The organism is Haloferax sulfurifontis ATCC BAA-897 (genome assembly GCF_000337835.1).
In the GTDB taxonomy this organism is placed as follows: Archaea; Halobacteriota; Halobacteria; order Halobacteriales; family Haloferacaceae; genus Haloferax; species Haloferax denitrificans.
Genome location: NZ_AOLM01000008.1, coordinates 58319 through 84368, shown reverse-complemented (window position 1 = coordinate 84368; position 26050 = coordinate 58319). Strand labels below are relative to the sequence as shown.

Here is a 26050-nt window from a genome sequence, read left to right as displayed (position 1 = left end):
GCGTCGTGAAAGAATTTCACATAATGAATCACGCTCGCCGCACGCGACGTTTTCTTACTCTGAATTAATTTCTGAATCAAACTATACGTGGGGGAGTCGTACGTGTATCCAAGATGCGTTCACTTCACTCTGCGTTCGGTCTCTCGGTCGGAGGTGCGGAATGGTGACGGCGACGCGCCGGCGGTTCGTCCTGTTCGCGTTGACGGCGTTCTTCTTCGGCGGCACGTTCGTCGCCGCGAAAGCGGGCCTCGACTACCTGCCGCCGCTCCTGTTCGTCGCGCTCCGGTTCGACATCGCGGCGGTGTTGCTCGTCGGCTACGTCGTCGCGACTCGGCCGCGCGCCGAACTGCTCCCGCGGTCCGTCCGCGACGTGGTCGGCATCCTCGCCACCGGCGTGTTCGTCATCGGTCTCGCCAACGCCCTCCTGTTCGTGGGACAGGAGCACGTCTCCAGCGGCGTCGGGTCGATTATCTTCAGTCTCAACCCGATTCTGACGCCCGTGTTCGCCATGGCGCTCCTCGCCGACGAACGACTCTCCACTCGCGGCGCGCTCGGGATGCTCATCGGCCTTCTCGGCGTCGGTCTCGTCGTCGGCGTCGACCCCGCGAACCTGCTCGGCGGCGAGGCGCTCTGGAAGGGCGTCGTCTTCCTCGGCGCGGTCAGCGGCGCGCTCGGGACCGTCCTCATCCGCTGGGCCGACACCTCACTTTCGAGCACCGTCCGAACGGCGTGGGCGCTCCCCGTCAGCGCGGCGCTCACCCACGGGCTGAGCGTCGCTTCCGGCGAGTCGCTCGCCGCGGCCACGTGGTCGCCGACGGCGCTCGTCGCGCTCGCCTACGTCGGCGTCTTCGCCGGCGCGGTGGCCTACCTCACCTACTTCGGCTTCCTCGACGACGTGGGTCCGATTCGCGGCAACCTCGTCTTCTACGCCGTGCCCATCGTCGCCACGCTCGGGGGAACGGCGCTCCTCGGCGAGTCGATTTCGACGCTCACCGTCGTCGGCTTCGCGACTATCTTCACCGGCTTCGCCGTCCTCGCGACGGAGTCGCTTCGCGGCACGGTCGTCCGCGCCTACGGCAAAATCGAGTCCCGCGTGGCCGGCCTCGACGGGGCCGGCGCTCCGGGGCGCGACTGAGTCGCGGACCGGTCGCTCGCGGAACACGCGGTGAGAGGGTAGAAATGTAGGGGCGGACCATCGGGCGGCAGTCCGAGGGGGCAGGGTCGGAGTACCGGTGGCACGGGATGGGCCGCCTGCCTGCGATGTTATGTCACCAGTCCGCCGACCAGACAGTATCGAGCGGACACCTGGAGATTGTCAGCCTCCTAAGTAGTCTTTTTGGCCCGATTCTCAAAAAAACAGCGGACGGCGGCGCGGTCGTTCCGATTGTTCGCACTATCTCTCGGCGAGCGCGACCGCCCCGAGCGCGGCAATCAGACAGAGGTTCCCGACGCCGATGAGCAACACCGCGTTCGAGCCGGACGTGTCGCCGACGAGGAGCGCCGCGAACGCCGCGAGACCGAGGAGGAACAGGGCGACCCCGAGATAGCGGTCGTACCGCGGGTCGTAATCGAATTCGGCCAGACGCACGAGCGGCCCCGGTTCGGGCGGCTCGTCGCTCCGAGCCTCGCGGACCCATCCGCGAACCCGCAGGAGGACCATGCCGGTCGCGCCGGTCCAGGCGACGCCGGCCGCGAGGTCGACCTCCGGGCCGTCGACGGCGACGACGAGTCCCACGAGGACCGACGCGACGGCTATCGCTCCGGCGACGGCGGTGTCGCTCACCCTCGTCATCCGACACCGAACCGGAGATAGCTCGTTCCGTGCCGGTAGTTGTACGCCTCGACGACGACGCCGAGCGCCGAGGGGACGGCGAGGACGCCCCACAGGAGATTCGACAACGCGCCGCTGGCGTACCCGCCGGCGAACAGGAGCGTCGTGTACACCGCGGAGGCGAGCGGGAAGACTGGATGCTCGCGGACGGCGTCGACTGCGCCGGCGAACATGTAGACGAGCGTGAGCAGTCCCATGACCGCGAGCGCCGGACTGACCGACTCGTCGGTGAGAGACAGTAGAGCGACGAGCACGACGGCGACGACCGCGAAAACGGCCAGTCGCCACCGGCTGACGCCGGCGTGGAGAACGGCGGATGGCATTCCACTCATATCTCTCTGCTGACCTTTTGAGTGTTGGGACTGTGCGGTCGTCCCGCTCTCAGGCCCTCCGCAGGCGGACCACGAAGGCCGCGCCGCGGGGGTCGTTGTCCTCGACCCACACGTCGCCGCCGTAGCCGCTGACGATGGTGTCGACGAGGTAGAGCCCGAGGCCGGTCCCGGGGCTTTCGAGGCCCTTCTCGCCGCGGCCGAACACCTCCTCTTTGCGCTCGTCGGGAACGCCCGGTCCGTTGTCGGCGATGCGGACGAGCGCGTCGTCGTCTCGCACCCCGACCGACACGTCGATTTCGGCCCGGCCGGCGTCGTTGTGTCGCACCGCGTTCGTGAGGAGGTTGCGGAAGACGGTCCCCAGCATGTCGTCGGCGACGACGGTCACTTCCGGCGGCTCGTCGGGGAGCGAAACCGCGGCGTCGGACGCGCCGTCGCGGACCGCGCTCGCCTCCGCCCAGAGCGGCCCGGCGAGCGCCGTCGGCCGGGTCGTCTCCTCGTCGTCGAGCATCGTCGCCATGAGGTTCCGGACGTTCACCGTGAGTTCGGAGGCGTGTTCCCCGTTTCTGAGTATCGTGTTGAGACGATTGCGCACCACCTCGTCGTCGACCGACTCCTCGATAAGCCGGGCGTTGCCGAGGATGACGGCCACGTCGTTTCGGATGTCGTGGCGGATGATCTGGTTGAGGAGCGTGAGCTTCTCGTTTCGGGAGAGGATGGTCTGTTTTTGACGGTGCAACTCGGTCACGTCGCGGAGGACGATGACCCATCCGACGGTCTGGTCGCCCCGCTCGAGCCGCTGGGACCGGGCGCTGAGATACACCGTCTCGCCGTCCGCTCGCGTGGTTCTGACGCTGTCGTTGCTCTCGGTCGTCAGGTCGAGGTCCGACGAGACCACGGTGACCGGGTCGCCGACGGCCGCGCCGAAGCGCTCTAAGAGCGCCGCGCCGCGGGTGTTGACGTGGACGATTCGCTCGTCGGCGTCGAGGACGAACACGCCGTCGGGCGACTCCTCCATCGCGGTCGTGTAGGCGATGGGCGGTAGGTCGAGAAACCGGTAGCGAAAGAGCGCGACGCCGATGGCGGCCGACGTGATTGCGGCCGAGGTCGGCACGAGATTCACGCCGTCGCTCCCGAACGGCGGGATTCCGAGCGTGGTGCAGGCCGCGAAGACGAACGGGGCGACGAGCCCGACGCTCACCAAGACCGCCTGCGGAATGTACGGTCGGCCCAGTCGACCCGCCTCGGTGAGGATGAGCGCGACGGCCAGCGCGCAGAGCACCGCGTTGTAGAGCGACTCCAACACCACGTGGCCGAGGCCGACGTCGACCCGCATGACGACGAGTCCGCCCGTCTCGATGAGGCGCGTCGCCTCGATGGCGAGGCCGCTCGGGTTCGTAAACAGGAGCGCCAGAAAGGCGACCGGGACGGCCATGACCGCCGCGACCAGTCCGGGCGTGATTCGGCTGACTCGGTCGGTGTGGAGGAGCGTAAAGAGGAACGCGAGCGCGCCGAGCGGCGCGACGCCGAAGTAGAGAAACCGGTAGAACAGGAGCTTCAGCGACGGGTCCGTCTGCAGTAGCTTGAGGGACGAAAAGCCGGTCCAGAGGACGAGCCCGACGTTCACGGCGAAGAACGCCACGAGTTCGGACGACCGTCCGTGGGCCCGCATGTACCGCAGGCTGTACACGCCGAGGAGAGCCGCGGTAATCATCGCAAAGAGCGTCGGAAGCGCGAAGACGGTGTACTGCCAGCCCATCGCTCACTGCACCCGACCGCTTTTCGCGTCCATCGGTGCGTGTTCTGTGCTCACTCTTGTATTTAAACTATATGTTCGAGCGCTCTCACCGCCCCGCTGTCGGCGTAACCGGACCGGCGTCCCGGGTTCCTTGAGCGCTCTAGGTGTTCGCATCCGAACAGTTTATGCCGGTCGATGTGCCACGGACGGCCGAACTGCCGTGACCGAGACGACAGACCGAACGAGCGCGGACCCAGTCACCGTCCTCCTCGTCGACGACAACCGCGACTGGCTGACGCTCGTGGTGCATCGACTCCGCGAGGTGGCCCCCGACTTCGAGGTTCGCGAGGCCAACAGCCCCGAGGGTGCGCTCGCCCGCCTCACCGCCGACGTGGAGTGCGTCGTCAGCGATTACTACATGCCCGGCCGGACGGGAATCGAACTGCTGGCGGCGGTCCGAGACGCCCGACCCGACATCCCGTTTCTCCTCTTTACCGGTGCCGGAAGCGAGGGGCTCGCCAGTAGCGCGCTGTCGGCCGGCGCGGACGACTACATCGTCAAGACGAGCGTTGACGACAGCGCCGCGGCGCTCGCCACGCGCGTTCGGACGGCCGTCGACAAACACCGAACGGAGCGCGCGCTCGCCGAGAGCGAGGCGCGCTACCGGACGCTGGTCGAGAACGTCCGCGACGCCATCTTCGTCGCCCGCGACGGCGGCGTCGTCCTCGTCAACGAGGCGGCGACGACGCTCACCGGGTACGACCGCGCGGCGCTCACCGACGGCGACATCGTCGAGACGGTCGTCCACCCCGACGACCGAGGCCGCGTCCGCGACGCGCTCGACCGGAGGGTCCCGCAGTCGCTCGACATCCGCATCCGCAACCGCGGCGGCGAGACGCGCCACTGCATCCTCGATATCGACCACGTCGTCGACGACGGACTCCCCGGAACCATCGGCGTCATCCGGGACATCACGGCGCAGGTCAACCACCAGCGCCGACTCGAACGCGAGCGCGACACGAAGGAGGCGATTCGGGAGATCCTCGTCCGACAGTCGTCGCGCGTCGAGGTCGCGGAGTCGTTCTGTCGGTACATCGGGAGCGACCCCGACACCGTCGCGGCGTGGGTGGGCGAGCGCACCGCGGGCGGCGGACTCGACCCGCTCGCCGTCGTCGGCGACGAGTCGTACCTCCGGACGGCGGGCGTCTTCGACGCCGACGCGGCGGTCCGGCGCGACTCGACCGAACCGAGTCTGACCGCCTTCCGCGAGGGGACGACGGTCGTCCGCGCCGTCGACGACGGGCGCGGACTCGACGCCGACACTGACACTGACGCCGACGCGCCCGCGACCGCTCCCGACGCCGGGTGGACGGCCGCCGCGGCCGACGCCGATATCGAGACCGCGGTCGCCGTCGCGCTCCGGTACGGCGGCGTCGACTACGGCGTCCTCGGCGTGTACCGCCGCGGTGCCGACGACGACCGGGAGCGCCGCCGGTTCGAAGAACTGGCGGAGACGCTCGGCTACGCCCTCAGCACCGCCGAGAGCCGCGAGGCGCTGGTGGCAGACGAGGTGGTCCGCGTCCGCCTCCGCGTCCGCGACGCCGACGCGGGGCTTCTGGCGGTCGGCGACGCGCTCGGCCGCGACGCGGAGGTCGTCGTCCACACGGTGTTGCCCCGCGGCGACAGGGAGCGCTACTTCGTGACGGTCCGCGGCGCGTCCGAGGCGGCGGTGACCGACGCGCTGGCGAGTCTCGACGGCGTGACTCCCGGAGCCGTGACCGCCGGCGACGGGGTCGTCCGGGCGCAGTTCGACACGTCCGCGCCCTCGCTGGGGACGACCATCGCCGACGCGGGCGGCGTCCTCCACCGCGTCGTCGTGGCGGACGGCGAGGCGACCGTCGTCGTCGACCTCTCCCGGCGGCGACCGGCCGGCCCGTTCGTCGAGGCGCTCGCGGCGGCCTTCGACAGCGTCGTCATGACCGCGCGGAGCCACCGCACCGTCGAGTCCGATATCGGTGCCAGCGTGTTGGACGGACTGACCGACCGCCAGCGCGAGTCGCTCGAAGTCGCGTACCGGACGGGCTACTTCGAGCGGCCGAAGCGACGGAGCGCCGCCGAGGTGGCCGAGGCCATCGGCGTCTCGCGGTCGACGTTCACCCAACACCTCAGGGCGGCCCAGCGGAAGGTCTTCGCCGAACTGTTCGACGCCGAGTGAGACGACGCGTCGCCGACCCGAGGCGGTCCGGGTGCTCTCGTCCCACCGGGCTGTGCCGGGCGCTACCACGTCGCTCGGTTTTTGCCGGATACCGCATAATGGTGGTATCTGATTATTCCCGCGTAATCGAGTAGAGATCTCTGAAGGTCACCCCACCCAGAATGTCACGGAAGGGAGTGGGTGTACGGTGGGCCGCACGGAGAACTCAATGGCAGAAAAAGTATTCAAACTCACACGACGCCGCGCCCTCGGAGGCCTCCTCACGATCGGCGCGGGAAGCGCCGCCGCCGGGGTGGGCACGTTCGCCCTGTTCAACGACACCGAATCGAGCACCGAGAACACGCTTCAGGCGGGGACGCTGAGCCTCGCCGACGGGGCCAGTTCCGCGAGCTTCAGCGCCACGGGCCTCGCGCCCGGCGACGAGACCGACACCTTCGAGGTCGACCTCGAAAACGACGGCACGCTCGACGGGAGCCTCGATATCGACCTCACGCTGACCGAAAACGACAGCGACGCCACGGCCGGCGACGACGGCGACGCGGACGCCTCGGTGGCGGACCTCGCGGGCGTCCTCGACGTGACGACGTTCGAAGTCGGGAGCCTCGACGTGCTCGCCGACCGGTTCGGCGGCTCGGCCACGCTGGCCGACGTGGTCGACAACAACGACGGCGAGGACGACGATTCCAACGTCCGGGACATCGCTCTCGCGTCCGGCGAGACGAAGACGTTCTCCTTCGCGCTGGAGATGCAGGAGAGCGCCGGAAACGAGTTCCAAGCCGACGGGCTCGACATTCAGTTCGACTTCGAACTGAACCAGCGGGACAGCCAGTAGAATCAGCGGGACAGCCAGTAGAACCAGCTGGACAGCCAGTAATCACAGTTCGCGTTCGCGGGCGACGCAGACGACGCGACCCGGTCGAACCGACCGCGTCCATCTCTTTCGTTCCGGCCCTCCGAACGCGCACGACGACTTCACGCCTCTCGATGCCGAAACAGACACCAACGCTGACGCTCACCCGACGCCGATTCCTCGGCGGGCTCTTCACGATTAGCGCCGGAAGCGCCGCCGCGGGCGTCGGCACTTACTCGGCGTTTTCCGACACCGAGCGCGCCGACGCGTCGTTCGGCGTCGGCACGCTCGACCTGACGGTCGACGGCGACGACGAGCGACTCACGTTCCTCGAAGAGTCGGGCCTCGCGCCCGGCGACAGCGGCACCGCGTCGGTGACGCTCCGCAACCGCGGGTCGCTCGCGGGCTTCCTCGACATCGACGTGCTCGGCGTCACCGACGACGAGAACGGCCAGTCGGAGCCCCCGTCGCAGAACGACCCCCGCGTCGGGGACGGCGAACTCGCGCAGGTGCTCGAAGTCCGCGCGTGGCTCGAAGCCCCCGACGGGTCGAAGACGTACCTCTGCGGGAGTTCCGACTACGCGACCCTCGACTCGATTTTCGTCGCGGACGAGACGTTCGACCTCGATTACGAACTCGCGTCCGGCGAGTCGGTCGACTTCGTCATCGCGTGGCGGCTCCCGTCGAGCGCCGGCAACGAAGTCGCCTCGGATATCGCGGGCGTCGACCTCCGGTTCGCGCTCGACCAGCGGGCCGACGCCGACGACGGCGCGTCCTGCGAGGTCGGCGACGACGGCGACGACGGTTCAACGTCCGGCTCCGGCAACGCCCGCGACGCGATGGGCGGCTGGGACTGGGCGACGCTCGCCCGCTACGGCGAGCCCTACGACGGCTTCGTGTACGGCAACTCGGAGCCGGAGAACTACGAAGTCGCGGTGCTGAAGCGCTCCGGAAGCTCCGAGACCCGCCTCCACAGGCAGAACAACGACTGGCAACACGCGTGGTGGTCGGGCCGAACCGAGTCGTTCCGCGTCGACTTCGACGGCAGTAAGGTGACGATGACCGTCGGCGGCACCGAGTACCCGGACAAACACGGGCGGAAGGGACAGGGCGTCGGCGCGAACGACGTGGTCGCGCTCGGCGTCACGGTCTCCGCCTCGGCCGCCTGGACGTCGGTCGCGGTCTCGGACCTCGAACTCACCGCCGACGGCCGGACGAGCGCCCTCGCCGACGTCTCGGTCGACGCGACCGGCACGAACCACGTCCGAATCGCCCGCGAGATAGACGGGTCGTTCTCGCTCACCGGCAAGCTCCGGTTCTCGTGGCACCACCACGCCCACGTCGACCCCGACGACCTCGTGATGCGCGTCGACGTCAAGACGGGCGACGCAGTCAGAACAAACGAGGTCGAGACGACCGAGGAAGACGGCGAATCCGAGGACGGAGAAGACGACAGCATCGAGAAAGCGGATGTCGAGGACGAGGCCGGAGAGAACGACCAAGACGCCGAATCCGATTCCAAGCAAGACGACGAAGCCGAACCCGAGCAAGACGGCGGAGACGGTGGAGACGGTGAAGCCGAACCCGAGCAAGACGGCGGAGACGGTGGAGACGGTGAAGCCGGCCAAGACGACGGCGACGGTGAAGCCGGCCAAGACGATGACGTCGGGAAAAGCGACGAAACGACCGATTCCGACTCCGACTCTAAAACCGATGCGGCTGACCCCGGCTCCGAAACCGAATCGGTTGACTCCGACTCCGAAACCGAACCGGCCGCCCCCGAGAACGCCGGCGGTGACGACGGGACCGGAGACGACGCCGACGGGGGCGCCTGACCGATGAACTGGTCTCGTCTCGCCGCCGCGGCCCGCGTCCTCGGGGGCGTCGTGCTCCTCGTCGCCGTCGCGCTCGTCGTCGTGCTCGCCGCGCCGCAGGCCTTCGGTGCCGACGCCAGCTACACCGTCCTCTCGGGGAGTATGTCGCCGACGTTCGACGCCGGCGACGTGGTGGTCGTCCGCGACGTACCGCCAGCGGACATCTCGGAGGGCGACATCATCACCTACCGGGAAGCCGGAAGCGCCATCACCGACGAGCGGACCGACCGCGTGACCCACCGGGTCGTCGCGGTGGACCGAAGCGGCGACAGTCCGGTGTTCCGAACGAAAGGCGACGCCAATGAGGACGTCGACTCGGACCCCGTCACCGCCGACCGCGTCGTCGGTCGCGTCTGGTTCCACGTGCCGTATCTCGGGCTCGCCGCGCAGTTCGTCCAGTCGGGACTCGGATTGGTCCTGTTCGTCATCCTCCCCGGCGCGCTCCTCGTCGTGACCGAGCTCTACTCGCTGTACACCGACGCGCTCGTCGAGGTCGACCCCGACGAGTCCGACGGGTCCGACGAATCCGACGGGAGTACCGCAAGCGGCGGTTCCACGGGCGGAGCGGCCGGTATCGATGCCGGCTACGTCAGCGCCTCGGACGGCGGCGTCACGCTCTACCCGGAGCGAACTGGCGTCCGCCTCTCGGACCCCGTCGCCGTCGTCGACCCGTCTCCCTCGCCGTTCGACGCCGCGCCCTCCGGCTCGGCCGACGGCATGGAATGGGTGACCGACCCCGTCGACTGCCCTTCTGACGCGCCGACCGACGAGACCTCCGAGGACGGGCGGTGAATCCCTCGTGACCAGCCCGGACGACGCGAACGCGCCCGACTGGACGCCCGAGCAGTCGCCCGAACTGGCGCTCGCCGACGCGACCCGGTGTCGACGCCTCGTTGACGGCGACGCGGACGACAGCGACGCGGACGACAACAATGCAGACGACTTCGAGGAGGTCGACTTCGAGCGTCTCGAACGGGGCGACCGCGTCCTCTGTCTTCCCGGCGAGCGCCTTCCCGTCCACGGGGTCGTCCGGGCGGTCCGGCGTTGGGACGCGCATTCGGCGTCGTTCGTCGGCACCGGCACCGAAGCCGACGCCGAACCCGCGCTTGTCGAACGCGAGCGACCCTCGCCCGACGAGGACGGCGAACCCCGTACCGACGAGTACTCGGTCGCTGTCGGCGACGAGGTCGAACCCGGCGACCGGCCGACCGAGACGGCGCTGGTGGTCGAGTACCGCCCGCCGCGGGCGGGGCTGTTCCCGCTTCCGCTGTCGCTCGCCTCGCTCTTGTCGGCGAAGCTCCTCGGCACGCTCTCGCGGCGGCTCTCGCAGATTGCCGGTCGGGTGTTCATCGTCTTCGTGGTCGTCGGCATCGTGCTGGTCGGAACCGGTTTCGCCGCTCCCGGGAGCATCGACCGCTTCCTCGACGACAGCGGCATCAACGACGCGATTTCGGACCTCCGGGGCGGCGACGACCCAGAGCCGTCGCCGCCGGACGTCACCGTGACGCCGCCCTCGCCGACGCGGGACGCCCCGCCCGAGGAAACGAACCAGTTCGAGGACCCGGACACACCGACGCCCGCGTCGACGCCGACCGAGACCACGACGCCGAGCCCGAGCCCGTCGTCGACGCCCACGTCGACGCCCGCGCCGACGAGCAGTCCCGAGCCGACCACCACGGCGCGCTCGGGCACTGGTGTTGGCGGCGGCGGAGGCGGTGGAGGTGGTAGCGGCGGCAGTCAAACGACGACCACGGCCGCATCGTCGGCGTCGCCCGACCCGACGCTTTCGGTCGAGGCCGCCGACCCGCCGACGGTCCGAAGCGCCGACGGGACCGTCGGGTCGCTCAGCGGCCCCGTGACCGGGACGCTCTCGTGGACCGGCACGGTCGACAGCGTCGTGCTCGTGGTGAACACGTGGGTCCCCGACGACGGCTGGCAGGAGGAGCGCCGCGTCACTCTCCGGGAGCCGAGCCCCGTGGATATCGCCGCCGCGCTCGGCTCCGACGTGACCTACGCCGACGGTGACCGCACCGACGGCTTCGCCGCCACCGACGACGGAGAGACGACTGTCACGACGGGTTACGTCTCCGTGACCGCGGTGTTGTTCCGCGACTCGACCGAGGTCGCCCGAACCGAGGAGACCGCGTCGTTCGACGTGACCGTCGAGAACACCGCCGGGAGCGCTCCGGAGGGCGTCGACCTCGAACTCGGCTCCGGCGGGGCGGGCGTCTCGCTTCTCGACACGCAGTCGGTCGCGCCCGGCTCCGCGGGCAACTCGACGGGGACGCTCGCCAACCGCGGCCGCGACCCCGGCGTGTTGACGCTGGAGTCGATGCCGTTCGAGTCCGCCGAGAACGGCCGATTCGGTCCCGAACTGTCGGTCGATTCGACCGGCGGAGCCGACGAGGGCGAACTCCACGAGGCGCTCGCCGTCCGGCTCCGCGTCGAGCGGGCGAACGGGACGAGCACCTACGTCCTCGGCGACGAGACGACGTATCTCGACTTCGCCGACGTGTGGAACGAGTCCGTCTCGCTCGGCCGACTCGACGGCGGGGAGTCGCTGTCGCTCGTCGTCGAGTGGCAGATTCGGGAGTCGGCCGGCAACGAGATACAGACCGACAGCGTCGACGTGGAGTTCGTCTTCACGCTCGAACAGGTGACCGACTGAGCGCGCTCCGCCCCGATTTTCAGCCGCTCACCCGACGAAGAGCCGGAGGTTGAACGCCGTGGCGAACGCTCCGATGACGGCGAGCGCGACCGGCGGCAGGTAGTACAATACTTTGTCGCCCACGCGAGCGCCGTAGACGCAGATGCCGAGACAGAGGAGGAAGACGGCGAGCTTCGGGAGGACGAGCCCCCACCGTCCGAGGGCGTCCGTGCTCGCCACGAGGAGGGCGTTCGCCTCGTCGAACCGGCGCTCGTAGTAGAGGAGGGTGAGCGTCGTGACGATGTCGCCGACGCCGTAGGTCGCGAGCGCGATGAGCCAGAGCAGTGAGAACTCTCTGGCCTCGAAGGGCGTGTCTTCGAGCCGGAGATGCCGAAGTCGTGACACACTCCTTATTCCGGGGGACTGCAATATGAATTATCCGGGCAGGCAGACTGTCGCGGACGCCGACGCGTCAGACGAGGCCGACGCCCTCGGCGAGCAGTTCGTGCGAGCGAAGTCCGTCTTCGTGGTCGCCGACGACGTGCTGAATCATCATCTCGTCGGCCCCGACGCGCTCCGCGAGCTGGTCCAACAGCCCCGAAATCGTCTCGGGACTGCCGGAGATGGCTCGCGGCCACTCGTTGGCTCCGAGCGTCGCGGGCGTGGGCTCGGGGACGCCGCCGAGTTCGTCTATCGCCTCCTCGACGGTCGGCCTCGTGCCGACTTCGCCGCGGCGCATCCGCTTGTACGTCGCCTCGGCCACCGCGCGGAGCCGAGCCGCCTCCTCGTCGGTCTCGGCGCAGACGGCGTTCACCGCGACCATCCCGTGGGGTTCGTCGATGCCGCCGGCGAGCGGGGACGCCCGGAAGCTCTCTCGGTACTCCTCGAAGGAGTGGACGGCGAACTGCGGTCTGATGAAGCCCGCGAAGCAGTAGGGAAGCCCGAGTTCGCCCGCGATAGTCGCGCTCGACGGACTCGACCCGAGCACCCACGGGACCGGCGGGTCGCCGCTCCCCCGCGGGATTTCGAGGTCGGCGTAGGGGTGCTCGTCGGGGTAGTCGTCGTAGAGGTGGTTGACGACGGCCTCGACCTTCTCGGCGTGGTCGCCGTCGGGGTCCTCGACGTGCCGGTCCGTCCCGAGCGCCTGGTCCGAGGCGGGCGACCCGTTCGCCCGGCCGAGCCCAGCGTCGATGCGGCCGGGGGCGAGTCCGTCGAGCGCGCCGAACTGTTCGGCGACCTTGAACGGGCTGTAGTGGTTGAGCAACACCGCGCCGGAGCCGAGCCGAATCGAGTCGGTCTCCGCGGCGAGGTGGCCGAGCAACACCTCGGGCGTCGTTCCCGCGAGGGTGCTCGCCATGCCGTGGTGCTCGGCGACCCAGAAGCGCGAGTAACCCAGTCGCTCGGCTTGCGCGGCGGCCTCGACGGTGTTCGCGTAGGCGTCGGTCGCGGTCCCGCCTCGCGGAACCGGGGAGAGGTCGACGATAGAGAGGTCCATACCCCGCCTCCGAGACTGCGAGGAATAACGATTGGGCTCCCAGCAGACGCGTACTGTTCTCGGTGAGTCGGAAGCAAATCAATATTGCTTGTCTGGTACCCTACTGACGTTTGAATATTCTGGAAATTTTGAATAATCTAGATTATCTAAGAAATTGAATACTCTAGCGCGTCCTAATTAGTATATATGTGAAAATGGTGTCTGCGGTCATTTGAGCCGACCACCAATCTTGTTTTATCTATACATTATTCTCGTCTCCCGCGCCGTCGGCGTACACAGAATCCGTGACCATTGTCCACAAAAAATTTTTACGGGCCCTATCCGATGGTTCGATAGAGGTTCCCATGCCAAGAGCCGTATTCGACAGCGCCGAGTACGACAGACGCATCGCCCGGACCAAAGAGCGGATGGCCGAACGCGGGCTGGACGCGCTCTTCGTGAGCGACCCCGCGAACATGAACTACCTCACCGGCTACGACGGCTGGTCCTTTTACGTCCATCAGGGGGTCGTGGTCACGCGGGACCGCGACGAACCCGTGTGGGTCGGTCGCGACATGGACGCCAACGGCGCTCGCGCGACGACCACGTTGAGCGAGGAGAGCATCCGACCGTACAGCGACGACCACGTGCAGTCGCCCCACGACCTCCACCCGATGGACTTCGTCGCGGCCGTGCTGGAGGACCTCGGCGTCGACGACGCGCGCGTCGGCCTCGAGATGGACGCCTACTACTTCACCGCGAAGTCCTACACGCGCCTGCAGAAGAACCTCCCCGAGGCGATTTTCGAGGACACGACGCTCCTCGTGAACCGCGTGCGCATCAAGAAGTCCGACACCGAACTCGACTACATGCGCGAGGCGGCCCGCATCTCCGAGAACGCGATGCAGGCCGGCCTCGACGTCATCGAGGAGGGCGTCCCCGAGTACGAGGCCGCCGAGGCCATCTACTCGGCGCTCATCGAGGGCACCGACGACTACGGCGGCGACTACCCGTCTATCGTCCCGCTGATGCCCTCGGGCGACCACACCGGCACGCCGCACCTCACGTGGACCGACCGCGAGTTCGAGGACGGCGACCCGGTCATCATCGAACTCTCCGGCTGTCGGCACCGCTACCACTCGCCGCTCGCCCGGACGACGTTCGTCGGCGACCCCCCGGAGGAGCTGTCCCGGCGGGCCGACATCGTCGTCGAGGGGATGGAAGCCGCCCTCGACGCGGTCGAACCCGGCGTCACCTGCGAGGCCGTCGAGAAGGCGTGGCGCGACACCATCGCCGAGTACGGCATCGAGAAGAAAGACCGCATCGGCTACTCGATGGGGCTCGGCTACCCGCCGGACTGGGGCGAACACACGGCGAGCCTCCGCCCCGGCGACGAGACCGTCCTCGAAGAGAACATGACGTTCCACACCATCCCCGGCCTCTGGTTCGACGACTTCGGCGTCGAACTCAGCGAGACGTTCGTCGTCACGGCCGACGGGGCGGAGCCGCTGGCCGACTTCCCCCGGCGACTATTCACAACCTAATTATGACTCCGGGTCACAGCCCTAATAGAATGAACGAAGATGGCAAAAATCGAAACGGCGAAGCGGTCGCCGACGGCGGCTCGGAGTCAGAACCCGAATCGGCGCTGGCGACGGCGCGCAGACAGCTCGAACGCGCGGCGAGCCACGCCGACGTCGACGACGGCGTCGTCGCGCGCCTGAAGCACCCGACGCGGGTCCAGCAGGTGTCGGTCCCGCTCCGCCGCGACGACGGCTCGCTCGACGTGTTCACCGGCTTCCGCGCTCAGCACGACGACGTGCGCGGGCCGTACAAGGGCGGCCTCCGCTACCACCCGGAAGTGACCGCCGACGAGTGCATCGGGCTCTCGATGTGGATGACCTGGAAGTGCGCCGTGATGGACCTTCCCTTCGGCGGCGGCAAGGGTGGCGTCGCGGTCGACCCCAAGACGCTCTCTGACGAGGAGCGCGAGCGACTCACGCGACGGTTCGCCGAGGAGATTCGCAACGTCGTCGGGCCGAAGAAGGACGTTCCCGCGCCCGACATGGGCACCGGCCCGCAGGAGATGGCGTGGTTCATGGACGCCTACTCGATGCAACAGGGCGAGACGACGCCCGGCGTCGTGACGGGTAAGCCGCCGGTCATCGGCGGGTCGTACGGCCGCGAGGAGGCCCCCGGTCGCTCCGTCGCCATCGTCACCCGCGAAGCCATCGACTTCTACGACTGGGACATCGAAGACACCACCGTCGCGGTCCAAGGGTTCGGGTCCGTCGGCGCGAACGCCGCCCGCCTCCTCGACGAGTGGGGCGCGAAGGTGGTCGCCGTCTCCGACGTGGACGGGGCCATCTACGACCCCGACGGCCTCGACACGCAGGACGTCGAGGGCCACGACGAGCGCCCCGGCATGGTGTCGGGCTACGACGCCCCCGAGTCGCTCACGAACGAGGACCTGCTCGAACTCGACGTGGACGTGCTCATCCCGGCGGCCATCGGGAACGTCATCACGACCGAGAACGTCGACGCCATCTCGGCGGACATGGTCGTCGAGGGCGCGAACGGGCCGACGACGTTCGCGGCCGACGCCGTCCTCGAAGAGCGCGGGATTCCGGTCCTCCCCGACATCCTCGCCAACGCCGGCGGCGTGACGGTCTCGTACTTCGAGTGGCTCCAGGACATCAACCGCCGTCAGTGGTCGCTCGAACGCGTCCACGAGGAACTCGAAGCCGAGATGCTCAAGGCGTGGAACGCGGTCCGCGAACACGTCGAAGAGCGCGACCTGACGTGGCGCGACGCGGCGTACGTCGTCGCGCTCTCCCGCATCGGCGGCGCGAAGGAGACGCGGGGCCTCTGGCCCTGAGCGCCCGCGCGGCGAGCGAAACCTGAAGCGACTCGCGGTTCTTTTTCGGCGCGCTTCTCAGTCAGCGACCGCGTCGGCGACCTTCTCTATCGGGTGCGGCGGGTCGTCGTCCGCGCCGTCCATGTCCTCCAGTTGCGTCCGACAGGACGCGCCGGGCGCGACGACCGTGTCGCCGCGGCTCTCGCCGATTTGGTCCGAGAGGATGTCGCCGATGGCCTTCGACAGCGAGTGGTGTTCGGCCTCGTAACCGAAGCTCCCGGCCATGCCGCAACAGCCGGAGTCGAGCGGGTCCACGTCGTAGCCGGCGCGGCGGAGGACGCCCACCGCGTGGTGGTCCTTGCGCGTCGCCTTCTGGTGACAGTGGCCGTGGTACGTCAGCGTCTCGGCCGACGCTGAGGCGTCGATGTTTTCCACGAGGCGCTTCGCGTCGAGGTACTCCATGATGCCGTAGGTCTCGGCGGCGACGGTCTCGGCCGCGTCGCTCGAAAGCAGGTCGAGGTAGTCCGACTGGAACATCACCGCGTCCGAGGGCTCGACGAGCACGACGCTCCAGCCGGCTTCGACGCGGGGCGCGAGCGCGTCGACGTTCGTCTCGGCGCGCGCCCGCGACCGGTCGAGAAAGCCCTTCGAGTGGGCCGGGCGGCCGGTCGCGGTCACGTCGTCCGGAATCGAGACGTGGACGCCGGCGGCTTCGAGCACGCGAACCGCGGCCTTCCCCGCGTCGGGGTGGTTGTAGTTGGTGTAGCTGTCCGGGAACAGAAGTACCCTGTCGGTCGCCTCGGCCTCGGGGACGCGAGCGCCGCCCCGCGCCTCGAACCAGTCTTCCAGCGATTCGCGGTGGAACGTCGGGAGCGACCGCTCTCTGGCGATGCCGACGGTCTTCTCCATGACCGTCCGCGCGCCCGGCACCTTCGCCGCCCAGTTCGAAAGCGGGGCGAGCCGCGAGCCCAGCGCGTTCAGCCGGTCCACCTCGGCGAACAGGCGGTCTCGGAGGCCCGCACCGTGAGACTCGTGGTGGGCGTGTTCGACCTCGGCTTTGAGCTTCGCCATGTCGACCTCGCTCGGGCAGTCGCGGGCACAGCCCTTACAGCCGACACAGAGGTCCAGCACCTCGCGCATGAACTCGGTGTCCGTCGCGTCGGCGTCGAGGTCGCCGCTCATCGCCTGCCGGAGCATGTTCGCCCGGCCGCGGGTCGATAGTCCTTCCTCTTGCGTGGCGCGGTAGGTCGGACACATCACGCCGCCGGTGGTCGATTGGTCGCCCCGACAGCCGCCACAGCCGTGGCAGAGCTCCGCCATCCCCTGAAAGCCGTTTTCGGTGTCCCAGTCGAGTGCCGGGTCGAAGCCGGCGTCGAACTCGTAGTCGGGGTCGAACCGGAGGTTCTCGGTCATCGACACGTCGCCGCAGACCTGCCCCGGATTCAGGAGCCAGTCGGGGTCGAACGCGGTCTTGAGGTCGCGGAAGGCGTTCCAGAGGCGGTCGCCGTACAGTTTGCGGTTCCACTGGGTCCGCGCGCGGCCGTCGCCGTGTTCGCCCGACACCGACCCGCCGGCCTCGACGACGAAGTCGGTCACCTCGTCGGCGATGGTCTCGAACGAGTCGAGGCCGTCGAGCGTCTTCGTGTTGACGAGCGGGCGGACGTGCAACACGCCCGGGCCCGCGTGGGCGTAGAAACTCGTGTTGGCGTCGTGGTCGTCGATGACCTCGCGGAACCGCTCGACGTAGCCCGGCAGTTCGTCGGCCGGCACGGCGCAGTCCTCGATGAAGGAGATGTGTTTCTCGTCGGTCGTCCGGGAGAGCAAGATGGGCGCGGCGGCCTTGCGCATCTCCCAGAGCCCCGCGCGGGCCGCCTCGTCGTGGGCTTCCAGCGCGTCGAACGCGCGGGCGTTGTCGGCGACTTCGACGCCGTCGGATGGGGCCGCCTCCGGCGTCACCGAGGGCGCGCGGGCCGTCAGCAAGTCGGCGACTTTCCGCCGGCCCTCGGCGTCGGAGTCAGCGTAGAACTCGACCAGCAGGGCCGCGCGGGTCCCGTCGGGGAGCGACGCGGCCACGTCGTGGAACTCCGCGGTGTCGAGCGCGAGGTCGATGAGCACGTCGTCGATGAGTTCGACCGCCGCCGGGTCGTGGTCGAGGATGGGGGCCACGTCGGCGGCGGCGTCGAACACGTCCTCGTAGGTGAGGAGCGCGACGGCCTTCGTCTCCGGGAGCGGTTCGAGCGAGACGGTCGCTTCGGTCACGACGGCGAGGGTCCCCTCGCTCCCGGCGAGCAGACGCGCGAGGTTCACGGTCCCCGACTCGCAGTCCGGGTCGGTTCCGGTCCCGTCGGCCAGCGGGCGCTCCCCGCGGGCCTCATCGACCAGCGCGTCGAGGTTGTAGCCGGAGACGTTTCGCTTGAGGTCCGGGTAGCGGGCGTCTATCTCCTCGCGCTCCTCGTCGAGCACGCGGACGACCTCGGCGTAGATTCGGGGGAGAAGCGGACTCGCCGGGCCGTCGGCCCCCCACGCGTCGCTCTCGGGGTCGGCCTTCTCCCGGAGGTCGTCCACGCGCACCTCGCCGAAGCGGTGGACGCTCCCGTCGGCGAGGACGACCTCGCACTCCTCGACGTAGTAGTCGGTCTTGCCGTACTTCAGGGAGTGCGCGCCGGTGGAGTTGTTACCGATAGCGCCTCCGAGGACGCTCCGGTCGCCCGCGGCGGGGTCCGGGCCGAACGTGAGACCATGGTCGGCCGCGGAGTTATTGAGGTCCGCGAGCGTGACCCCGGCCTGCGCGGTCGCCGTCGCCGCCTCGGGGTCAACCGACTCGACTCCGTCCATGTGCCGCGAGAGGTCGAGGACGACCGCCTCGTTGACGGCCTGTCCGGCGAGGCTCGTGCCGCCGCCGCGGGGGAGGACGGGAATCTCGCGGTCGGCGCAGTACTCCACGACGGCCGCCACGTCGGCGTTCGAGGTCGGCATGACGACGCCGACGGGGAGCACTTCGTACGCCGAGGCGTCGGTCGCGTACAGCTGTCGGGTGTACTCGTCGAACCGCACGTCGCCGTCGACGAGGCGTTCGAGGTCGGAGACGAGCGCCTCGCGGTCGGTGTCGCCGCCGACGTAGTCGTAGTCGGCGCGCGGGTCGTTACTGGGGTCGCCCCGCGAGTCAGCGGGCGGGTCGGCCTGCCGGTCGCCGCGAGGGTCGTCGGGTCGTTCCTGCGTCGCCATCGGGAGTCAGTTCGACTCGGCGGCCAGCACTTGGTTCTCCAACTCCTCGCCCTCGTCGAGCCGCCCGAGGTTCCCGGCGACGATGTCGGCGAGGCGGTCCCAGTGTTTGGGCGTGTGGCCGCCCGTGTGGGGCGTGATGAGGCAGTTTTCCAGCCCCCACAGCGGGTGGTCGGCGGGGAGCGGCTCGGGGTCGGTCACGTCGAGGGCGGCCCCGCGAATCTTGTTCGACCGGAGGGCAGACACGAGCGCGTCGGTGTCGACGATGCCGCCGCGGGCGGCGTTGACGACCACCGCGTCGGTCGGCATCGTGGCGAACTCCGCCTCGCCGATGAGCCCGCGGGTCAGGTCGTTCAGCGGACACGCGACCACGACGTACTCGCTCCGGGAGAGCGCGTCGTGAATCGCGTCGGGTTCGAAGCCGGCGACCTCGTCGGTCGGGCCGCCCTTCGACGGGGTGTAGCGGATGCCGATAGTCTCGACTTCGAAGCCCTGCAACCGCTGGGCGACGGCCTGCCCGATGGAGCCGAGGCCGATAATCGTCACCGTGCTGTCGGTGAACTCGCCGGACTGGAAGTGTCGCCACTCGGCGCGCTCTTTGCGCCGCCAGCCCTCGTGGAGGCGGCGGGCGAACACGAGCATGTTGCCGATGGCCTGCTCGGCGATTCCGGGCGCGTGGATGCCGCCGGCGTTGGTGACGGCGACGCCGTGTTCCGCGAGCGCGTCCATCGGGACGTGGTCGGTCCCGGCGAACGTGCAGGCGAACAGTTCGAGGCGGTCGGCGCGGTCCAGCAGGTCCTCGTCTATCGTGATGCCCGTGACCACGCGGGCGTCGGCGACGAGTTCGCGTTCCTGTTTCGGCGTCCGGGCGAGCGTCACGGTCCGGTCCGGGAGGCGCTCGCGGAGCGCGTCGGCGTACGATTCCATCGAAAGGCCCTCGGTCCCCTCGCGGAGGACGACGATGTCTGTCTCGGTCATGGTGTGAGTCGCGCGCGTCGCGGGCGCGGTTGCTACATCGATTGGGTGACGTTCCCTTAGTCTTTTTGTGTAGCCGGTGTCCACGGATACCGTTTATGCTTAAGTGGGTGGCGAGTGGTACGTGTACGCATGGCCGACGCCGTTCGAGCGCGACTAGCGGAGCTTCGCAGAGACCTCCACCGCCACCCCGAACCCGGCTGGTGCGAGTTCCGGACGACCGCGCGGCTCGTCGAGGAACTGCGCGCCATCGGCGTGGACGAACTCGCCGTCGGCGCGGACGCCTACGACCCCGCAGACCGGATGGCCGTCCCGAGCGACGACCGACTCGACGAGTGGTACGAGCGGGCGCTCGACAGCGGGACCGACCCGGACCTCCTCGAACCGCTCCGCGGCGGGACGACCGGCTGTGTCGCGGTCCTCGACCGCGGCGAGGGGCCGACGGTCGGCCTCCGGGTCGACATCGACGGGCTGTTCATCGAGGAGTCGGACGACGCGGCCCACGACCCCGCGGCCGAGGGCTTCCGCTCGGAGACGGGCGAGACGATGCACGCCTGCGGCCACGACACCCACATGACGTGGGGGCTGGCGACGCTCGAAGCCGTCAAGGACAGCGACTTCTCGGGCCGACTCGTCGTGTTCTTCCAGCCCGCGGAGGAGGTTTCGGGCGGCGGCGCGCCCATGGCGAAAAGCGAGTACGCCGCCGGCATCGACTACTTCTTCGCGGTCCACGTCGGCCTCGACCACCCGACGGGCGAGGTCGTCGCCGGCATCGAGAAACCGCTCGCCATGTGCCACATCGACGCGGAAATCGAGGGCACGACGGCCCACGCGGGGAAAGCGCCGGAGGCCGGCGCGAACGCCATCCACGCGCTCGGCACCGCCATCGAGAGCGTCTACGGCATCCCGCGGCACTCCGACGGGATGACTCGCGTCAACGTCGGCCGGGTCGAAGGCGGCACCGCGAGCAACGTCATCGCCGACGAGGTCGAGGCCGTCGCCGAGGCGCGCGGCGAGACGACCGAACTCATGGAGTACGCCAAGTCCGAACTCCGCCGGCGGTTCGAGAAGGCCGCCGAACTGCACGACTGCGAGGCGACGGTCGACGTGGTCAGCGAGAGCCCGCGGGCCGACAGCGACCCCGAGCTCGTGGAGGCGGTCGCCGACGCCGCCGAGGGCGTGCGCGGCGTCGACCGCGTCGTGCCGACCGCCGACTTCGGCGCGAGCGAGGACGCGACGTTCCTCATGGAGCGCGTCCAGCGCGACGGCGGCCTCGCGTGCTACTCCATCGTCGGCACCGACCACCCGACGAGCCACCACACCGCGACGTTCGACGTGGACGAGCGCAGTCTCGAAACCGGCGTCGAGGTGCTCACGCGGTCGATTCTCTCGGTCGCGGGCGTCGAGTCGGCACCGGAACTCGCGGGAGAGAACCGATGAGCGACGGCCGCGTCACCGGCGAGTCGGCTCCCCCGGCGTCGGAAGTCGTCACCGCCGACGACGTGGCGGACGCCCACGAGCGACTCGACGGCGTGGTCCACCGGACGCCGCTCGATAGCTCGCGGACCATCGCCGACCGTTGCGGGGCCGAGCGGGTCGACCTCAAACTGGAGAACGTCCAGCGGACGGGGTCGTTCAAGATTCGCGGCGCGTACAACGCGATGGCGCGACTCCCCGAGTCGGTGCGCGAGCGGGGCGTCGTCGCCTCCAGCGCCGGCAACCACGCGCAGGGCGTCGCGCTCGCCGGCGACCTGCTCGGCATCGACACGACCATCGTCGTCCCCGAAATCACGCCGGCGGTCAAAATCGACGCCACCCGCGGCTACGGCGCGGACGTCGTCGTCGAGGGCGACATCTACGAGGAGTCGTACGAACACGCCCTGCGACTCGCCGACGAGGAGGGGCTGGAGTTCGTCCACCCCTTCGACGACGCGGCCGTCATCGCCGGACAGGGAACCGTCGGGCGGGAAATCGCGGCGGACGCGCCCGACGTGGACACGGTTCTCGTCTCTATCGGCGGCGGCGGCCTCATCTCCGGCATCGCCACCGCGATGAAGGCGCGGGACCCCGACGTGCGCGTCGTCGGCGTCCAACCCGAGGGCGCGGCCCACGCAAAGCCCTCGCTGGAGGCCGACGAGATTCGCATGCTCTCGGAGGTCGATACCGTCGCCGAGGGCATCGCCGACGCGCGGCTGTTAGAGCGGACGTTCGCTGTCGTCCGCGACCGCGTCGACGACGTGGTCTCGGTCGACGACGCGGACCTCGCGGTCGCCGTGACGGTCCTCGCCGAGCGGGCGAAGACGGTCGCCGAACCGGCCGGCGCGGCCCCGGTCGCCGCGCTCCTCTCCGGCGCGGTCGACGTCGAGGGCGAGCGCGTCGCGGCCGTCGTCTCCGGCGGCAACGTCGGCCTCTCGGAACACGCCGAACTGACTCGCGTCGGGATGGAGGCGCTCGGCCGCGCCGCCGAAGCGCGCCTCGAACTCGACGACTGGCCGGCGGCGCTGGGCGACCTCTCCGAGGCCGTCGCCGCGTCGGGGGCCGAACTCGATAGCGTCGAGCGCGCCGCCCGAACCGCCGCCGACGAACCGAACCGGGTTCCGGTCGAGGTTCGCCTCGACGGGAGCGGTCCGGACCACCTCGCGGACGCGCTCGACTCGCTGGCCGCGCTCGACGGCGTCGAAGTCGTCTCACACTCGCTGGACGAGCGCGTCGGCGAGTCCGGTGACTCGGCCTGAGTAGTCCGGAAAAACGGGACAGACCGCGTCTCGGGTCCGTTCTTTCTCACGCTGTCCGTCCGGCGAAGCCCACGCTCACGCGACCGCTTCGGTCGCCACGGCGTCCATCGCCTCGCAGAAAATGCCCACGCCCAGCTCGATTTCGCGCTCGGTGGAGTCGAGCGGGGGCAGGAGGCGAATCGTCTTCTTCCCACAGCCGAGGGTGAGCAGGCCGCGGTCGAGCGCCGCCTCGACGACGGCGTCGCGGCGCTGTTTGGTGTCGAACTCGACGGCGAGCATGAGGCCCTTGCCGCGCACGTCGACCACGTGGTCGGGCGCGTCGTCGGCGAGGAGCTCCTTCGCCTGCCGGCCGCGCTCGGTCGCGTTGTCGAGCAGGTCGTACTCCTCGATGGCGTCGAGGGTGAGCGCGCCCTGCATCGACGCGAGCAGGTCGCCGCCGCCGAACGTCGACCCGAGGCGGTTCTTCTCGGTCGGGAAGACCTCGGACCGCGAGACGGTCGCGCCGACGCGGAGTCCCTTCGCGCTGGCGATGACGTCGGGTTCGATGGGGTAGTGGTCGGCGGCCCACATCTCGCCGGTGCGGCCGACGCCCGACTGAATCTCGTCCACGACGAGCGGGATGTCGTAGGTGTCGCAGACGTCGCCCACCTCGGCCATGAACTCCTCGCTCGGGAAGCGGTAGCCGCCGACGCCCTGAATCGGTTCGAGAATCGCGAACGCGACCTCGTCGGGGTTGACGTGACCGCCTTCCGGCGACAGCGAGTTCCGCAACCGCGAGCCGCCGCCCGCGAAGAAGCCGCAGTCGCAAGAGTCCGCCGAACAGCCCGAATCCGCGCAGAACGGCACCGTCTCGATGCCCGCGACCTCCGGGTAGTGGCGGGTGTAGACCTCCTTCGACTTCGTGAGCGAGAGCGTCCCGAGCGTCCGCCCGTGGAAGCTCCCCTCGAAGGCGTAGCCGTACTTCGCGGGAGCCTTGCGGTCGTGGGTTATCTTCATCGCGTTCTCGACGGCCTCCGCCCCGGAGTTCGACAGGAACACCGTGTCCATCCCGTAGTGAGACGACACGTCGGTGAGCTTGTCCATCAGGTGGCTCGACCCGGGGAACTCGGCCGTCTCGGGGTCTGGACCGGCTCCGAAGTACATGTCCTGACCGGCGATTTTCATCGGCTCGACGAGGTCGAACTCGCGGAGCTTCGACAGCACTTTCTCGTTGTTGTAGCCGAGCGGGGCGGCTCCGATGTGACAGGTGAAGTCCAAGAGGACGTTGCCGTCCACGTCGGTGACGAACGGGCCGTCGGCCTCGGCGGTCACGTCCCAGACGAACTCGTGGGAGTACTCGCTGGGCGCGGCGTGCTCGTGGTGGAACTCGACCCACTTCTCGGCGTTTGGCCCGGGAAGCGCTGCTGCGTCCGGCTCTGCGGTATCCCTATCCATACACAGGATTTGTTAATGGTGTACATTAAAACTTGGTATCTCAGGAACGACCGTGTGGGTCCGTTCGAAACGGTCACGTCGGCCGCATCGGCCGCGACGGCGACGCTCGCGGTCGGACGGAACCGGGACGCAGAGAACGGAGACGGACGGCGACGGGGACAGAGACGGGGGCGGAACGACGTTCGGTTGGGCTCGGCGTCAGTCGTCGTCGTGGCTGGAGACGTTCGCGGCCGGCGACTGCCCGCCGGTCGACTCCGACTTCCCCCAGAGACTCGTCTCGTCTTGGAGGAGGAGGCTCCCGTAGTCGTCTTGGAAGGTCCGGATGAGTCCGAGCGTCGCTATCACGCAGATAACGGCGAACGGCGCGCCCGTGATAATCGCCGCGGACTGCAGGGCGTTTACGCCGCCGACGACCATCAGGATGGACGCCACCGCGCCCTGGAGGACGGCCCAGAAGACGCGGTTGAGCGCGGACGGCTCTTCTTTACCGCCGGTCGTCATCATCGACACCGCGAGGGTGGATGAGTCGGCGGAGGTGACGAAGAACGTCGTCACGAGCACGAGGAACGCGAACAGGAGGAGCGGCCCGGCGATGGGGAGGTTGCCGAAGAGGACGTACCCCGAGACCGCCTCGCCGTACTCCGAGACCGGCCCGAGCACGTTCGCCGCGCCGCTGTGTTGCATGATGACGCCCGCGCCGCCGACGATGGCGAACCACGGGACCGTCGCCAGCGAGGTCGCGCCGATACCGGCGAACGCGACTTCGCGGACGCTCCGACCGCGCGAGATGCGGGCGATGAACAGCCCCGCGAAGGGCGACCACGCGAGCGGCCAGAGCCAGTAGAAGACGGTCCACGCGTTGACCCACTTGCTGGCGCTGGTCGTGGTCGCCTGCGTGAACAGGCTCATCTGGAAGAAGTCGCCGATGAAGCCGCCGGTCGCCTGCGTGCCGAGTTCGAGGATGCGGAAGGTCGGCCCGAATATCAGCGTCGCGAGCATCAGCAGGCCGAACACGACCATGTTGAAGTTCGAGAGCCGGCGAATCCCCTTGTCGACGCCCAACACCAGCGAGATGGTGAAGATGACGACCATGCCCGTGATGACGAGGATGGTTCCCACGTCGCCGAGTTGAATGCCCCACTGGAAGTTCAGGCCGGTGATGAACTGACTCCCGATGAAGCCCAGCGAGGTGGCGACGCCGCCGAGAGTCGCGAACACGGCGAGGATGTCGACGACCTTCCCGATTGCGCCGTCGACGTTGTCCGCGCCGAGAATCGGCGTCAGGACCGCCGACACGCGAAGCGGCGCGTCGTAGTTGTAGACGAAGTAGCCGATGGCGAGGCCCATCACGGTGAAACACGACCACTGGGTCAGACTCCAGTGGAAGATGGAGTACTGGACCGCCAGCGGCATCGCCGCCGCGGACTGCGCCTCGGCCCCGTACAGCGGCGGGACCGTCGAGTAGTGGAACAGCGCCTCGGCGGGCCCCCAGAAGACGATGCCCGCCGCGAGTCCGGCGGAGTACATCATCGCGAAGTACGAGAGGAAGCTGTACTCGGGGTCCTCGTCGCCGAGCTTCAGGTTCCCCCACGGCCCGAAGATGACGAAGCCCAAGAACAGGACGAACCCGAGCATCGCTATTAGGAAGAACCAGTTGAACGTGGCGAGAATCCACCGGCGAATGCCGAGGACGAACTCGTAGGAGGCATCGGGGTTGAGGCTGAACGCGCCGACGAAGAGCAGGGTTATCGCCGCGCCGAACGCGAATATCACCGGCTCGATCTCGTCGAGGAACTCGCTGACCGCGCCGTTCGAGGAACTCACCGCCGACACCCCCCGTGCGTAATCGCCCCGTTCGACTCCGTCCGA

19 protein-coding genes are annotated in these 26050 nt (G+C 68.9%); 10 read left to right on the top strand and 9 right to left on the bottom strand.

Features of this window, described 5'->3' with window-relative positions; translation table 11 throughout:
- Nucleotides 1–160 precede the first annotated feature (160 nt).
- Nucleotides 161–1135, top strand: a complete 975-nt coding sequence (locus tag C441_RS04950; RefSeq protein WP_007274109.1) for a DMT family transporter — start codon at nucleotides 161–163, stop codon at nucleotides 1133–1135.
- A gap of 258 nt (nucleotides 1136–1393) precedes the next feature.
- On the opposite strand, the gene C441_RS04945 is transcribed toward C441_RS04950, so the two are convergent.
- The 3 genes from C441_RS04945 to C441_RS04935 are packed head-to-tail and all read right to left on the bottom strand — an operon-like array spanning nucleotide 1394 to nucleotide 3919.
- A complete protein-coding gene (locus tag C441_RS04945) occupies nucleotides 1394–1792 on the bottom strand; it encodes a hypothetical protein (protein ID WP_007274108.1) in 399 nt (132 codons plus the stop codon).
- Entirely contained in the window at nucleotides 1789–2154 is a 366-nt protein-coding gene (locus C441_RS04940; protein ID WP_007274107.1) for a hypothetical protein, read from the bottom strand. The genes C441_RS04945 and C441_RS04940 overlap by 4 nt, the downstream gene beginning before the upstream one ends.
- Before the next feature lie 58 nt (nucleotides 2155–2212).
- Nucleotides 2213–3919, bottom strand: coding sequence for a sensor histidine kinase (locus C441_RS04935; RefSeq protein WP_007274106.1), 1707 nt, complete (start codon nucleotides 3917–3919; stop codon nucleotides 2213–2215).
- A gap of 199 nt (nucleotides 3920–4118) precedes the next feature.
- Here C441_RS04935 and C441_RS04930 point away from each other — a divergent pair, with 199 nt between their 5' ends.
- From C441_RS04930 to C441_RS04910, 5 genes are all read left to right on the top strand, one after another.
- Entirely contained in the window at nucleotides 4119–6113 is a 1995-nt protein-coding gene (locus tag C441_RS04930; protein WP_007274105.1) for a helix-turn-helix domain-containing protein, read from the top strand.
- A gap of 208 nt (nucleotides 6114–6321) precedes the next feature.
- A complete protein-coding gene (locus C441_RS04925) occupies nucleotides 6322–6945 on the top strand; it encodes a TasA family protein (protein ID WP_007274104.1) in 624 nt (207 codons plus the stop codon).
- A 152-nt stretch (nucleotides 6946–7097) separates the two neighbouring features.
- Nucleotides 7098–8798 carry a TasA family protein gene (locus tag C441_RS04920; RefSeq protein ID WP_007274103.1) on the top strand — a complete coding sequence of 567 codons (1701 nt, stop codon included), beginning with the start codon at nucleotides 7098–7100 and terminating at the stop codon, nucleotides 8796–8798.
- 3 nt (nucleotides 8799–8801) lie between these two features.
- Complete coding sequence (locus tag C441_RS04915) at nucleotides 8802–9629, top strand: signal peptidase I (RefSeq protein WP_007274102.1); 828 nt, start codon at nucleotides 8802–8804, stop codon at nucleotides 9627–9629.
- 7 nt (nucleotides 9630–9636) lie between these two features.
- Complete coding sequence (locus C441_RS04910) at nucleotides 9637–11505, top strand: hypothetical protein (RefSeq protein WP_007274101.1); 1869 nt, start codon at nucleotides 9637–9639, stop codon at nucleotides 11503–11505.
- Between the two features lie 27 nt (nucleotides 11506–11532).
- Here C441_RS04910 and C441_RS04905 read toward each other — a convergent pair whose 3' ends face one another.
- Both C441_RS04905 and C441_RS04900 read right to left on the bottom strand, forming a co-directional pair.
- A complete protein-coding gene (locus tag C441_RS04905; protein ID WP_007274100.1) occupies nucleotides 11533–11889 on the bottom strand; it encodes a hypothetical protein in 357 nt (118 codons plus the stop codon).
- Between the two features lie 67 nt (nucleotides 11890–11956).
- Nucleotides 11957–12979 carry an LLM class flavin-dependent oxidoreductase gene (locus C441_RS04900; RefSeq protein WP_007274099.1) on the bottom strand — a complete coding sequence of 341 codons (1023 nt, stop codon included), beginning with the start codon at nucleotides 12977–12979 and terminating at the stop codon, nucleotides 11957–11959.
- A 344-nt stretch (nucleotides 12980–13323) separates the two neighbouring features.
- On the opposite strand from C441_RS04900, the gene C441_RS04895 reads away from it, so the two are divergent.
- Together C441_RS04895 and gdhB are read left to right on the top strand one after the other, a co-directional pair.
- Nucleotides 13324–14502, top strand: coding sequence for a M24 family metallopeptidase (locus C441_RS04895; RefSeq protein ID WP_049920449.1), 1179 nt, complete (start codon nucleotides 13324–13326; stop codon nucleotides 14500–14502).
- Between the two features lie 29 nt (nucleotides 14503–14531).
- Nucleotides 14532–15836 carry a glutamate dehydrogenase GdhB gene (gdhB, locus tag C441_RS04890; protein WP_007274097.1) on the top strand — a complete coding sequence of 435 codons (1305 nt, stop codon included), beginning with the start codon at nucleotides 14532–14534 and terminating at the stop codon, nucleotides 15834–15836.
- Nucleotides 15837–15893: 57 nt separating this feature from the next.
- On the opposite strand, the gene C441_RS04885 is transcribed toward gdhB, so the two are convergent.
- Nucleotides 15894–19040, bottom strand: coding sequence for an FAD-binding and (Fe-S)-binding domain-containing protein (locus C441_RS04885; protein ID WP_007274096.1), 3147 nt, complete (start codon nucleotides 19038–19040; stop codon nucleotides 15894–15896).
- A 6-nt stretch (nucleotides 19041–19046) separates the two neighbouring features.
- Nucleotides 19047–20015, bottom strand: coding sequence for a D-2-hydroxyacid dehydrogenase (locus tag C441_RS04880; protein WP_007274095.1), 969 nt, complete (start codon nucleotides 20013–20015; stop codon nucleotides 19047–19049).
- Nucleotides 20016–20144: 129 nt separating this feature from the next.
- On the opposite strand from C441_RS04880, the gene C441_RS04875 reads away from it, so the two are divergent.
- Together C441_RS04875 and ilvA are read left to right on the top strand one after the other, a co-directional pair.
- Nucleotides 20145–21452: an amidohydrolase gene (locus C441_RS04875; protein WP_007274094.1), complete on the top strand. Its 1308-nt coding sequence runs from the start codon at nucleotides 20145–20147 to the stop codon at nucleotides 21450–21452.
- A complete protein-coding gene (gene ilvA / locus C441_RS04870) occupies nucleotides 21449–22747 on the top strand; it encodes a threonine ammonia-lyase (RefSeq protein ID WP_007274093.1) in 1299 nt (432 codons plus the stop codon). The genes C441_RS04875 and ilvA overlap by 4 nt, the downstream gene beginning before the upstream one ends.
- Before the next feature lie 75 nt (nucleotides 22748–22822).
- On the opposite strand, the gene C441_RS04865 is transcribed toward ilvA, so the two are convergent.
- Nucleotides 22823–24181, bottom strand: coding sequence for an aminotransferase class III-fold pyridoxal phosphate-dependent enzyme (locus C441_RS04865; protein ID WP_007274092.1), 1359 nt, complete (start codon nucleotides 24179–24181; stop codon nucleotides 22823–22825).
- 198 nt (nucleotides 24182–24379) lie between these two features.
- A complete protein-coding gene (locus C441_RS04860) occupies nucleotides 24380–26014 on the bottom strand; it encodes a BCCT family transporter (RefSeq protein WP_007274091.1) in 1635 nt (544 codons plus the stop codon).
- Nucleotides 26015–26050 lie beyond the last annotated feature (36 nt).